The organism is Timonella senegalensis JC301 (assembly GCF_000312125.1).
In the GTDB taxonomy this organism is placed as follows: Bacteria; Actinomycetota; Actinomycetes; order Actinomycetales; family Cellulomonadaceae; genus Timonella; species Timonella senegalensis.
Window position 1 is genome coordinate 379546 of sequence record NZ_HE978643.1, and the last position, 12346, is coordinate 391891.

Here is a 12346-nt window from a genome sequence, read left to right on the forward strand (position 1 = left end):
CACAAACTGGAACTGTGCGTCACTTGCTGGCTCTGCATTCTGAGCCAACTGCCACAGGCCCTCACCCACGAGCTGGGTTGCGGACTCGCGGCGCTCAGGCGCTACATAGTAGTGCGCGGACTGGACCAGCTGGCCCAAAGTGGTGCGCAGGGTGGTGGACTCTGTCTCCGGTGCGATGTGGTTGAGCACAAGCGCTACGTAGTCGGACGCTGGGAGTTCTGCGTCCCGAGTAGCGTCCCAGATTGCAGCCCACACGAGGGAGCGTGCCAGTGGGTCCTTGATGTCGGAGAGTGAGCTCTGCGCGACGTCAAGGGATTCCTCGTCGAGGCGGATCTTGGCGTATGCAAGGTCATCATCATTCAGGAGCACGAGAGCAGGGCGGGCGATGCCCACAAGCTCAGGAACGTCGGTGTGTACGCCGTCCACGTCGAGTTCGACGCGCTTGGTGCGTACGAGAGCGCCCTCGTCGTCGAAGTTGTAGAAGCCGATTGCCATACGGTGAGGGCGGATCGTTGGGTATTCCTCGGTTGCCGACTGTTCGACGCCGAACGCGGTAATTACGCCGTCTGCGTCAACCTCGATAGTTGGGCGCAGCGTGTTCACGCCGGCGGTCTCGAGCCACAGCTTGGTCCACGACGACAGCTCTCGGCCAGAGGTGATCTCGAGCTCGGCCATCAGGTCCTTGAGCTCGGTGTTGCCGTGCGCGTGCTTCTTGAAGTACGCGGACACACCCTTCATGAACTGCTCAAGGCCAACCCAGGCCACGAGCTGCTTGAGGACCGATCCGCCCTTTGCGTAGGTGATGCCGTCGAAGTTGACGTACACGTCCTCAAGATCGTTGATGGTTGCAACAATTGGGTGGGTCGAGGGGAGCTGGTCCTGACGGTATGCCCAGGTCTTTTCCATGGCGTTGAATGTGGTCCAAGCTTCCTTCCACTCCGTTGCCTCGGCGGTGGCGAGGGTTGATGCCCACTCAGCAAACGACTCGTTTAGCCACAGGTCGTTCCACCACTTCATGGTGACGAGGTCACCGAACCACATGTGCGCGAGCTCATGCAGGATGGTGACGACGCGGCGCTCCTTGATGGCGTCGGTGACCTTGGAGCGGAACACGTAGGTCTCGGTGAAGGTGACTGCGCCGGCATTCTCCATTGCGCCCGCGTTGTACTCAGGCACGAACAACTGGTCGTACTTGTCGAACGGGTACGGGTAGTCGAACTGCGCCTCGAAGAACTCGAAGCCCTGGCGGGTCTTCTCAAAGATGTAGTCCTCGTCCATGTACTCGGCGAGTGACTTACGGCAGAACACGCCCAGTGGGATGACTCGTCCGTCGGACGAGGTCAGTTCGGAGCGCTTGACGTCGTACGGTCCAGCAACAAGGGCGGTGATATACGACGAGATGCGTGGGGTGGGTTCGAAAGTCCACGTTGCGCTGTCCTCGCCTGCCGCTACAGGCTCCGGCGTGGGCTGGTTGGACACAACCTCCCAGTACTTGGGGGCGGTCACGGTGAACTGGAAGGTCGCCTTGAGGTCTGGCTGCTCAAATACGGTGAACATGCGGCGAGAGTCTGGAACCTCGAACTGCGAGTACAGGTAGGCCTCGCCGTCGACTGGGTCCACGAAGCGGTGCAGGCCCTCACCGGTGTTCATGTAGTTGCAGGTTGCGGTGACCTCGAGGACGTTGTTCTCAGCCAGGTTGTCGAGCGCAATGCGCGACTCGGCGTACACGGCAGCTGGGTCAAGTTCCTCACCGTTGAGGACAACCTTTCCAACCTCGGACGCGATCAAGTCAATAAATGTGGAAGCGCCGGCGGTGGCGCCAAAGGTGACGACGGTGTGAGAACTGAAGGTGGTAGGACCTGTTGTTAGGTCGAGATCAACGTTGTAGGACTCGACCGAAACAATACCGGCACGCTCAGCTGCTTCTGCGCGCGTGAGATTTTCTGCGGGCATGGATGCCTCCTAAGAAGGAATAGAGATGTGCCTATTCTCCCACGTCCACACACCGCGGGTCGCACGGCAGCCACGATTATGCGCAGCGCGGACGCTACGTCCACGGCGAAAACGGCTGCGATCCTCGCGGCGTTCCAATATCGTCGATAATCAAGGTGCGGCCACGGGCCGCCCCACCTAAACGAAACGAGGAATGACGTGAGCAGCGCCGTTGCGGATTTTTGGTTCGACCCGATGTGCCCATGGGCGTGGATGACGTCCCGGTGGATGGGGGAGGTCACGCAGGTTCGTGACGTGACGGTGCGCTGGCACGTCATGTCACTGTCGGTGCTCAACGAGGGGCGGGATCTGGAGCCGAAGTATCGCGACCTTATGGACGAGGGTTGGGGCGCTGTGCGCGTCCTGATCGCCGCGGCTGATGCCCACGGTGAGGAAGTGATCAAGCCTCTGTACGACGCCATCGGTACGCGCTTCCACCCGCAGGGCCGCACGGACCGGCGCGAGGTCGTGGCCGAAGCGCTCACGGAGGTAGGCCTGCCGGTCGAACTCATGGAAGCCTACAACTCGCAGGACTGGGACGAGAAGCTCCGTGCCTCGCACGCCGAGGGCATCGCGTTAGTGGGTGAGGATGTGGGCACCCCAGTGGTTGCGTTCAACGGCGTCGCGTTCTTTGGCCCTGTAGTCACCCCGGCGCCCAAGGGCGAGGATGCGGGTCGTCTCTGGGACGGCTGCGTGCTCGTTGCTGGCACCCCAGGGTTCTTTGAACTCAAGCGCACGCGGACCCAGGGGCCTCAGTTTGATTAGTCCCGATTGAACGGTTTCCCTGTGAATTATTCGCCGTCATGGTGACCAGTGCCCCACCTCTCCGTGGAAGATATCTCAGGTAACGCGGGTACCTTAGGTGAGCACACAAAGTTAGGAAAAGCGGTACCTCATGACTTCCCCGAACAACTCGTACCAGCAACCGCCACGGCCCCAACGCGCCGAACAGGCTGGCCTCGCCGGGTGGTTCAGCAACCGAGACAACGTCATCATCACGGCGCTCGCGGCGGTTGACGCGGCGCTCATTGCTCTCGTGTTCGCCATCGGTGCCAGCTCATTTGGCTGGTTCTCCTCGCCCGACGCCAAGGCCGAAACTCCCATTACACAGGGACAGACCTCCGACGACACAGGCACGGATGCGGGAACCGAGGAGGGCGCGGGTCAGGCCACTGATAACGAGTCCACCGACTCCAACGAGGACGTACAGCCCGCCAAGTTCGCCACCCCAACGGGGAACATCGCCTGCGAGATCGGTCCCGACGGCGCCAGCTGCACTATTGCGCAACTGGCCAAGAAGCCAAAGCCCAACAAGAACGACTGTAAGGGCTACGTGGGATACGAGGTTCGCCTCGACTCTGCAGGCGTCACTCTCCCATGCCTCGCCAAGGAAGACATCCCCGGCAGTGCGGGAAGTGGGCTGGACGTCCTGGACTACGGAAGCTCGCAGAATTTCAACAACTTCAGCTGCGAGTCCACCCGCACCGGTGTCAAGTGTACTGACACCGGCTCCGGCAGGGGCTTCAACGTAGCCCGTGCGGGAATCACCACGTTCTAGCGCACAAACCAGCCATCAGGCAAAGCGCCAACGGCAATGGCCCGATGCCACCTCCTTCGAGGTAGCATCGGGCCATTGCTGTTGTATGGAAAGCTTGTCTACATCACCAGATGCGAACGCGCTGCTCCGGCGGCAGATATGCCGCGTCGCCCTCAACCACGTTGTACGTGTCGTAGAACTCGTCCACGTTAGACACGATCTGGTTGCACCGGAACTCCGCAGGTGAGTGCGGATCGGTTGCGAGGCGCTGGATCATGAGCTCGTCGTGCATCTTGGTCTGCCACACCTGTGCCCAGGACAGGAACACGCGCTCTGCGCCAGAGAGCCCGTCAATGACCGGTGCGTTGGCCAGCGAACCACCCAAAGAGATCGCGTAGGCCTTGAGTGCGATGGTCAGTCCACCAAGGTCACCGATGTTCTCGCCGATGGTTAGCGCGCCGTTGACCTTGTATTCCTCGTCCAGCTGGAGCGGGTTCAGTGCGTTGTACTGCTCGATGAGGGCACCCGCGCGCTTCTCAAACTCGGCGCGGTCCTCGGCGGTCCACCAGTCCTCGAGTTTGCCGTTGCCGTCGTACTTGGATCCCTGGTCGTCGAACCCATGGCCGATCTCGTGGCCAATCACGGCGCCAATGCCACCAAAGTTGGCAGCGTCCTCGGCCTCGGGGTCAAAGAACGGAGGCTGCAGAATTGCGGCAGGGAACACGATCTCGTTCATGCCGGGATTGTAGTAGGCATTGACAGTCTGAGGGGTCATGTACCACTCGTCGCGATCGATTGGCTTGCCAATCTTGTTCAGCTCGCGGTCCGTCTCCAGGGCTGAGGAGCGGCGGGAGTTACCCACCAGGTCCTTAGCGTCGATCTCGAGACCGGAGTAGTCCTTCCACTTGACCGGGTAACCGATCTTTGGCGTGAACGAGTCGAGCTTTGCCAGGGCCTTGACCTTGGTGTCCTCACCCATCCAGTCAAGCTGTGTGATGGACTGGCGGTACGCCTCGATGAGGTTACCTACCAAACGGTCCATGTGCTCCTTGTGTGCAGGCGGGAAGTGGCGGGCCACGTAGACCTCGCCGACGGCCTCGCCGAGTGCGGACTCAACCATGGACACGCCGCGCTTCCAACGCTCGCGCACGACCTTGGCCCCGGAGAGGGTACGGCCGTAGAAGTCGAAGTTTTCCTCCACAAACGCGTCGGTCAGCAGGGACGCGCGGCCCGAGATGATGTGGAAGGTGAACCAGATGTTCCAGTCCTCCACAGGCTCCGACGTCCACAGTTGCGCGAAGCCCGTGAAGAAGTCAGGCTCGCGGGCCACAACAGTGTCGAACGAACCAGCAGGGGCGCCAAGCCCCTCGCGCCATGCACCAAAGTCGAACCCTGGTGCCGAGGCAGCAAGATCGTCGAAAGTCATTGGGTTATACGTGAGCTCGGAATCGCGGTCGCGGACGACGTCCCAGTGGTGGGCCGCAATCTTGGTTTCCAGAGCGAGGAGACGCTGGGCCTGCTCGGTGGCGGCATCGAGGTTCTCCGCGCGGCCGGCAAGCACGAGGGTGCGGGCGACGTGGGCAACGTAGGCGTCGCGGACCTCGGCGTACTTGTCCTCCTTGTAGTAGGACTCGTCAGGCAGTCCCAGGCCGGACTGGTAGGCGTACGCAACGTACTTGTCTGGGTCCTTGGCATCGTTGTCCACAAAGAACGCAAAAGCGCCCAGAGCCCCGGTGCGCTGCAACTGGCCAAGGGCCTTGGCACGCGCGGAAGGCTCGGTCACGCCGTCGATGAGGGCGAAGTCCTCATCGAGTGGCGACGCGCCCAACTCATTAATGGTGTCGGTGTCCATGAAGGAGGCGTACAGGCCGCCGACCTTCTGTTCCACTCCAGTCAGCTCGGACTCCGGCTTGGCAGCGAGGTCCGTAATGATGGCCTTCACGTCCTCCTCGGCCTGGTCAAAGAGGCCGCGGAACGCGCCGTCGGATGCGCGGTCATCCGGGATCGTGTACGAGTCGAGCCACGCGCCATTGACGTGACGGTACAGGTCGTCCTGCGGGCGAACCTGCGAGGACAGGGCATCCAGATTGATGCCCGAACGCAGAGAATCTGAGGAAAGTGTCATGGCACAACACTAGATCACGCCGCGCAGAGCGCCCGCACGATTTAGGCCAGTTCGGCCAGCGGTGAACACAGGCCGTTGCGGCAAATCCACCACGCGGACGCCCGTCCCGGTTGGCACGTCCGCCCGCCCCGGGCTGGCCCCACCAACGCCGCGAGGCTCTCCCCGCCGTGCTCTCCCCGCCGTGCGCTCCCCGCCGTGCCCACCCCGCCACGCTGGGGCGTGCGGTCTCGCTGGGTGGCGAGTGAATCGTCGAAAATCTGGCGGTTTACCCAAGGCGCCCCAAAACTTTGGCAGAATAGGGGCATGCGAGTACACATTGCTTCTGACCATGCAGGATATTCCCTCAAGGCGTACCTCATCGCCTATATGACCGAGAACGGCCACGACGTCGTGGACCACGGTGCACACGAGTATGACGCTCTCGACGACTACCCATCGTTCTGCTTCGACGCAGCCGAGGCCGTTGTGTCCGAGCCGGGCTCGCTTGGCATCGTCATCGGCGGCTCCGGTAACGGTGAGCAGATCGCCGCCAACAAGGTCGCAGGTGCTCGCGCAGCGCTCGCGTGGAACCTCGACACAGCAAAGCTTGCCCGCCAGCACAACGACGCAAACGTCCTCGCGATCGGCGGACGCCAGCACACCGTTGAAGAGGCAGCGTCGTTCGTGGACGCGTACCTCGCCGAGCCGTTCTCGGGCGATGAGCGCCACCAGCGCCGCATCGACCAGCTCGCTGCATACGAGGCGAACCGCTCCTAAATGCCTGAAGGACACACCGTTCACCGCCTTGCCCGCACGTTTGATTCGATCTTTGCGGGCGAGGCGGTTGCTATTTCCAGTCCGCAAGGCCGGTTCGCCGCCGGCGCCGCACTTATCAATGGCCTGACTCTCGCACGCTCCGAGGCGTTTGGTAAGCAGATGTTCCTCGGATTCGGTTCCGGTGACACGCAGCCGGATGAGGAGCTGCGGTGGTTGCGCGTCCACCTCGGCCTGTACGGCTCGTGGACATTTGCCGGCGACGATTCCGTGCGCGTTGCGCACGCCATCGGCGCGCCACGTAAGCGCATTGGTGAGCGGGAAACCGTGCTGGCTGCGGACCAGACTATAGACGATTCTGCTCACGCCCCGGCCAGCCCCTTACGGAGCGTGGATGGCGGCGAGTGGGAGGCGCCGGAGCCGCGCGGGCAGGTGCGGGTACGCATCCTCAGCGAACACGCGGTCGCGGATCTAACGGGCCCGACGGCCTGCGAGGTCATCGACTTTCCTGCCGCCCGGGCCGCTGCGCTCAAGCTTGGACCGGACCCCATCCGTGAGGACGCCGACCCGATGCGGTTCATTGAGCGCGTGCGCAAGACCCGTTCTGCGGTGGGCGGGCTGCTCATGAACCAGGAAGTCATTGCAGGCGTGGGCAATATCTACCGCGCCGAGGTGCTGTTCCGGCACAACGTTGACCCGTACGCGCCCGGGAACTCCGTGCCTGCGGAAACTCTGCGCGCCATGTGGGACGACCTTGTGGAACTCATGCGGGACGGCGTGCGCATCGGCGCGATCGTGACCACGCAGCCCGAGGACCGGGACAAGGGAATGGACCCCGTGGCGTTGGCCGCGAACAGGGCAGTGACGAGGCAAAACACGGATGGAACGCCCGGAGCGGTTCCCCGTGACGAGTCGTTCTACGTGTACCACCGGGCTGGGCAGCCCTGCAGGCTCTGTGGGACGCCTATCGCGCTCGCGGAGATGCAAGCCCGCAAGCTGTACTGGTGCCCGAGCTGCCAGCGCTGACGCGCCGCCCCGACTGTCGGGTGCACCACGTTTCATCACCCCTTTTCTGCTGAGATGCTAGCTACAGCGGGGAGTTCCTAGACGCGTTCTAGGAACTCACCACTGTAGCTAGGGTCTCGGGGTGGGTAAGGGCTCGGCGTAGTTGGAGGGCTTGGGTCGAGCTGATGCGGGCTAGAACACCCAGCTCGACATGGGGGCCACGGGCCACCCGAACGCCGCGGAGGTGAGTGCGAGGGCGCGGGGGTCGCGCACCTCTACTAGGCCCGCCGCCGCGAGTGAGGCCAGCGTGACTCCGCCCAAGTAGATGGCGCCGAGCTCGCGGATGTCGAGCTTCAACTGCGCGGGTTCGTTCGACGGCTCGACCATGGCGTCCTCGTCGCCGGAGGGGCCGCCGAATGCCGGAGCCGAGACTCGCCACGTGCCCTGATTACCGGGGAGCATCTCGTCCGTGACCTCGATGATCACGTCAATGTCTGCGGCGTATTGCCGCTTTTTGAGTGCTTCCGACAACCTGATGATGCGCGTCCAGACGTTATCCACGTGGACCATCTTGATGGCCCGGTTGTCCACGAGCATTCCAACGATCGGGTCATCGACGGGAACCAGGAACGCCGTAGTTTCCGTGGTGAGGTCAAAGTCCAGCAGGACTGACCAGAGTTTCTTGGCCGCGGCTGGGTCGAGCGCGATAACCTCACCGGCATTCACTGACCCAGACGATCCCGTGTCGGTCCACTGGGTCTTGCGGCGGAACGTGGAGTAGCCCACAGGCTGTCCAGCACGTTCCACAATGACGATGCGCAGATCCTCGCGGCCACCTGACAGGTCGACCTTTTCATGGGTCATGTCCCGCAGGGCCTGGGTCTCGCGCTTGGCCCAGCCCGGGCGGTTGAGTCCTGTGCCCAGCGCGTTTCTCCCTGCGGCCACGTGCAGCGTCTCCACGAGTTCCTCGTGCTTCTCCCGATCAAACCGCTCGATGCGGACGGTCAGTTCGCCGGAATCCGCACTTTCGCCAAAAGTAGTGCGCATTGCAGCGCCGCGACTAAAGGTCGCGCGCAGATCGAATGATGACTCCCCATAACCGAAGCGGCCATAGATCGAGGGCTCCGCGGCGAAAAGGGTAGAGATCGCCTCGCCGCGCTCCACGCACTGCGCAAAGTGGCGCTGAATCATCGCACGCAGAATGCCGCGGCGCCGGTGCTGTGGGTGGACGCCAACCCACGTGAGGCCTGCGGTGGGAAGAGTGGCGCCGGGAACCTCAAACTCGCCGAATGCGTAGGACGAGTGCATGGCAGCCAGCTCGCCGGAGTCGTCCCGGACCAAGACCGTGCGGTCAGGATCCAGCGGAGAGGTCGCCTCCATGAACTTGTCCACAGAGAAAGCGGACGGGAACGCCCACAGGTCGAGGTCGTAGATTTCGCGCTTGTCCTGCTCAGTTGCCGTGGCGTACGTATACCCATCTGGAAGTGTCATGGGTTCATTCTGACATCGCGGTATCCGGAGCGCCCGGTATTTATTCGCCGTTTGGGGAGTTCAGCGCGTTGGCTGCCATGAGCGCCTGTAGCCCGCGTGCGTCGCCTTGGACGAGGATCGAAGTCACCGCAGTGTCTTCCCAAGCGCGCAACCGCTCCGCGATTCGAGGGATCGGTCCCACGAGGGCGACGTCGTCGATGAGCTCGAGCGGAATGATCGAGGCGGCCTTCTCCTTTTCGCCCCGCGCGTAGAGATCGGCCACGTCCTCACAGACTTCCACGTATCCCAGGCGCTCAACTGCGCTGCGGTGGAAGTTGGCTTCCCTGGCGCCCATGCCGCCGATATACAGGGCGAGGAACGGGCGGATGGCGTCGGCCGCCCGGTCGAGATCGTCGCTCGCGATCACTGGGACCGTGGCACTGACCTCGAACTCGCTTGCGGGGGAAAGGTCGGAGGAGCGTCGCGAGAATCCGTCCTCAAGAAGTTCGCGGAACTCCCCATCCAACTTGGGGGAGTAGAAGAGCGGCAACCAGCCGTCGCAGATCTCGGCTGCGAGTGCGATGTTCTTGGGCCCCTCGGCGGCAAGGTGAATGGGGATGTCTTGGCGCAACGGGTGGACCGTGGACTTGAGTGGTTTACCAAACCCGGTGATACCCGCTTTGCGGGCGGCAAGGGGGTCCTCGGGTGCTCGGAGTGGGAGCTGGTAGAACGCGCCGTCCGCGGTGACGGGCTGCTCGCGGCGGAAGACCTGTCGCACGATGTCCACATACTCCCGGGTACGGGCGAGCGGGCGTGCGTACGGCTGGCCGTACCATCCCTCGACGACCTGCGGGCCGGAAACCCCGAGCCCCATGATGAATCGACCGCCGCTCAGGTGGTCCAGCGTAATTGCGGCCATCGCTGCAGCGGTGGGTGTGCGGGCGCTCATTTGCATGACGGCGGTGCCAAGCCTGATCCGGGACGTGGACGCGCCCCACCAGGCAAGTGGAGTTAAAGCGTCGGAACCATACGCCTCGGAGGTCCACACGGAGTCGACGCCAAGAGCGTCTGCCTGGGTGAGCGCTTCCTGGACCCCTGGCGGAGGCCCTGCCTGCCAGTATCCGGCGTTAATTCCAATGCGCATGACGGTACCCCTCATCGTTGAGTGTGCTTCTGCGAGCAAGTGCAGGTGCGTGCCAGACAAGAGTACTCGGTACGGCCGGTATCGGATACCTGTGAAGCGAGCGTCGAGACAATACAGCCGGGCAGGTCATGGGGAGACCTGCCCGGCTGTAAGGGCATGGAATGGGAGCCGGGCGACTATGTGCGGTGGTTCCGCTACCTCGACCGTTCAACCAGCGTATTGAGGAGGCCTGCCGCACCTGCTGCATCGTCAACGGTCACTACGAACTTGCGGTTGTCAGACATGGAGACCTCGAGGGCCTCGCCCTTGCGCAACACCACGCCGAGCGTGCCATTGAGGTCAGTCCGCCATCCCCAGCCACCAAAGTCGGTCAGAGGGCTGACGGAGATGACCTGCGCGGACTCGATCTCCGCGAGAGGGACGTACTTCTTGGGTAGGCCGATGGAGCTGCGGACTGTCAGCCCACTCGAGTCCACACGGATGTCCCAGAGGAACATGGCGAGCAAGCCAAGGGACAGCAGTGCAGCGATGGCCAGAGCAAAGTAAGCCTTGCTCACCACCGCCAGAACGATGAGTCCGACTACAGCGGTGACTCCGGCGATGAGGTTGCTTTTGGAGAACTGACGTGCAAGCCAGACACCGGTTTCGTGCTCACCCAGCTGGGTGCGTGGAGCCAGTACATCCGGGTGGGCTGTGGCCAAGCTGTATTTTGGGGTGGGAAGTAGAGCCGCCAGAACCACTCCGAGCAGAAGGCCGATCACAACGCCAGTCGCGATTGCGGCGTCCGGGAGATCAATCTTTGTGGGATCCACTGCGCCGCGTGCGTTGAAGCCGGTCGTTAGCGTGATTGCAGTCCCGAGCGAGGCCAGGGTGGTTGTTGTGACGATGCCGATGCGTTGGGCCGATGAATCTTTGCCCGCGAACCTCATGACGATCGTGAGGATGATGATCACAGCCAACATGATGGCAAGCGGAATGATGAATGCAGAGGCGAATGATCCGAACGCGTCCGGCCCGTTGGTGCCCCAGTGTGTGGGGAGGGTCTCGGGCATCTCCGGCTGCCAGATCAGAGGCATGATCACACCCACGGCGAGGATGGCGATGCTCGGCAAGAGCGCCAGCAAGTAGAAGGCGCGAGCGGGGCGGGCGGTGCGGGCGGGGGAGTCGTGGGTCATCATTTGAGTGCCTCCTTGACCAGGGTCAGGATTGTGTCGGGTCCTAGGTTTGCCGCGTCGGCTTCTGCCACGAGGGCTGTGATTGCGCGCCTCACACGCTCAGGGACTTCAGCTGAGTGTGCTGTGACGATTGCTCCTCGCCCGCGCCGAAGTTCTAGGCTGCCCTCGTCCCGCAGCAGTTGGTAAGCGTGCAAGACGGTGTGCAGGTTGACGTCTAGCGCAGCCGCGAGTTCGCGTGCGGACGGCAACTTGTCCCCGGGCTGTAGGGTGCCGCTAAGGATGGCCACTCGAACCTGATGCGCGAGCTGCTCAAAGAGCGGTTCCGGGGAACTCGTATCAACGCGGTAAAGCATGCCCCAATTGTAGTTGTTATATTGCAACTAAAACAAGTGACGTGACGGGGAAGCAAGTCTCGCTTGATATCTCACGCACGCCCGACCCCTCAGGCGCACCACGCAGAAAAGCCCCAACATCCTCCGCCGATTTCGGGGGTGATGTCAGGGCCTTCTAAGTAGGAGCAGGCCTACCTCAGATGAAGATTGCAGGGTCCTCGCATTGGTCGACCTCGGGGGCCGCTTTTGGGCGGTCCTTTACCTTGGCGGGGACACCCACGGCAACGGCACCGGGCGGAACTTCCTTGACCACCACGGCATTAGCGCCAATCTGAGCGCCGTCACCAACCCAGATTGCACCCAGTACCTTGGCGCCAGCACCTATCACCACGTTGTCGCCGATGGTTGGGTGGCGCTTGCCGTGGCTCATGGAGCGCCCGCCTAGGGTGACACCGTGGAACATGGTTACGCCGTTGCCCACCACGGCGGTTTCGCCGATAACTACGCCCATCCCGTGGTCGATGAAGATGCGCCGACCGAGGGTTGCCCCTGGGTGGATCTCAACTCCGGTGAGGGAACGAGTGAACTGGGAGATGAGGCGCGCTGGAAGTTTGAGTGCCCGCGTTTGCCACATCTTGTGGGTAAGTCGGTGCGACCACAGGGCGTGCAGGCCTGGGTATGCCAGGACGATCTCGGCGGTCGTGCGCGCAGCAGGATCACGGTCTCGCGCGGCCTGAAGGTCTTCGCGCAGGAGCCGTACGGCACGAACGATTCGGTTCGCCATGTGGTCCTCTCGTATGAACTAGTGACGCG

General features: G+C 62.7%; 11 protein-coding genes. 4 read left to right on the forward strand and 7 right to left on the reverse strand.

Annotation, left to right across the window (positions count from 1 at the left end; all coding sequences use genetic code 11):
* Positions 1-1953, reverse strand: a 1953-nt coding sequence (gene pepN, locus HGSM_RS09655) for an aminopeptidase N (RefSeq protein ID WP_040594930.1), incomplete at its 3' end; no start/stop codon positions are given.
* 198 nt (positions 1954-2151) lie between these two features.
* On the opposite strand from pepN, the gene HGSM_RS09660 reads away from it, so the two are divergent.
* Together HGSM_RS09660 and HGSM_RS13805 are read left to right on the forward strand one after the other, a co-directional pair.
* A complete protein-coding gene (locus HGSM_RS09660; RefSeq protein WP_019148555.1) occupies positions 2152-2757 on the forward strand; it encodes a mycothiol-dependent nitroreductase Rv2466c family protein in 606 nt (201 codons plus the stop codon).
* A gap of 130 nt (positions 2758-2887) precedes the next feature.
* Entirely contained in the window at positions 2888-3550 is a 663-nt protein-coding gene (locus HGSM_RS13805; protein ID WP_019148556.1) for a hypothetical protein, read from the forward strand.
* A gap of 103 nt (positions 3551-3653) precedes the next feature.
* Here HGSM_RS13805 and HGSM_RS09670 read toward each other — a convergent pair whose 3' ends face one another.
* Positions 3654-5654, reverse strand: coding sequence for a M13 family metallopeptidase (locus HGSM_RS09670; RefSeq protein ID WP_019148557.1), 2001 nt, complete (start codon positions 5652-5654; stop codon positions 3654-3656).
* A gap of 303 nt (positions 5655-5957) precedes the next feature.
* Here HGSM_RS09670 and HGSM_RS09675 point away from each other — a divergent pair, with 303 nt between their 5' ends.
* A complete protein-coding gene (locus tag HGSM_RS09675; RefSeq protein WP_019148558.1) occupies positions 5958-6410 on the forward strand; it encodes a ribose-5-phosphate isomerase in 453 nt (150 codons plus the stop codon).
* Positions 6411-7433, forward strand: coding sequence for an Fpg/Nei family DNA glycosylase (locus HGSM_RS09680; RefSeq protein WP_019148559.1), 1023 nt, complete (start codon positions 6411-6413; stop codon positions 7431-7433).
* A gap of 171 nt (positions 7434-7604) precedes the next feature.
* Here HGSM_RS09680 and HGSM_RS09685 read toward each other — a convergent pair whose 3' ends face one another.
* The 5 genes from HGSM_RS09685 to epsC form a co-directional block, all read right to left on the reverse strand.
* A complete protein-coding gene (locus HGSM_RS09685) occupies positions 7605-8903 on the reverse strand; it encodes a GNAT family N-acetyltransferase (protein ID WP_019148560.1) in 1299 nt (432 codons plus the stop codon).
* A 40-nt stretch (positions 8904-8943) separates the two neighbouring features.
* Complete coding sequence (locus tag HGSM_RS09690; RefSeq protein ID WP_019148561.1) at positions 8944-10026, reverse strand: LLM class F420-dependent oxidoreductase; 1083 nt, start codon at positions 10024-10026, stop codon at positions 8944-8946.
* Positions 10027-10220: 194 nt separating this feature from the next.
* A complete protein-coding gene (locus HGSM_RS13810; RefSeq protein ID WP_019148562.1) occupies positions 10221-11204 on the reverse strand; it encodes a DUF1648 domain-containing protein in 984 nt (327 codons plus the stop codon).
* A complete protein-coding gene (locus HGSM_RS09700; protein WP_019148563.1) occupies positions 11201-11554 on the reverse strand; it encodes a GntR family transcriptional regulator in 354 nt (117 codons plus the stop codon). Before HGSM_RS09700 ends, HGSM_RS13810 begins: the two co-directional genes overlap by 4 nt.
* A gap of 175 nt (positions 11555-11729) precedes the next feature.
* A complete protein-coding gene (gene epsC / locus HGSM_RS09705) occupies positions 11730-12317 on the reverse strand; it encodes a serine O-acetyltransferase EpsC (RefSeq protein WP_019148564.1) in 588 nt (195 codons plus the stop codon).
* Between the last annotated feature and the right edge of the window lie 29 nt (positions 12318-12346).

Bases quoted from the DNA above. Each gene is read 5' to 3' on its own strand.
- HGSM_RS13805 (WP_019148556.1), top strand. From the start codon at position 2,888: ATGACTTCCCCGAACAACTCGTACCAGCAACCGCCACGGCCCCAACGC.
- HGSM_RS09670 (WP_019148557.1), bottom strand. From the start codon at position 5,654: ATGACACTTTCCTCAGATTCTCTGCGTTCGGGCATCAATCTGGATGCC.
- HGSM_RS09675 (WP_019148558.1), top strand. From the start codon at position 5,958: ATGCGAGTACACATTGCTTCTGACCATGCAGGATATTCCCTCAAGGCG.
- HGSM_RS09680 (WP_019148559.1), top strand. From the start codon at position 6,411: ATGCCTGAAGGACACACCGTTCACCGCCTTGCCCGCACGTTTGATTCG.
- HGSM_RS09685 (WP_019148560.1), bottom strand. From the start codon at position 8,903: ATGACACTTCCAGATGGGTATACGTACGCCACGGCAACTGAGCAGGAC.
- HGSM_RS09690 (WP_019148561.1), bottom strand. From the start codon at position 10,026: ATGCGCATTGGAATTAACGCCGGATACTGGCAGGCAGGGCCTCCGCCA.
- HGSM_RS13810 (WP_019148562.1), bottom strand. From the start codon at position 11,204: ATGATGACCCACGACTCCCCCGCCCGCACCGCCCGCCCCGCTCGCGCC.
- HGSM_RS09700 (WP_019148563.1), bottom strand. From the start codon at position 11,554: ATGCTTTACCGCGTTGATACGAGTTCCCCGGAACCGCTCTTTGAGCAG.
- epsC (WP_019148564.1), bottom strand. From the start codon at position 12,317: ATGGCGAACCGAATCGTTCGTGCCGTACGGCTCCTGCGCGAAGACCTT.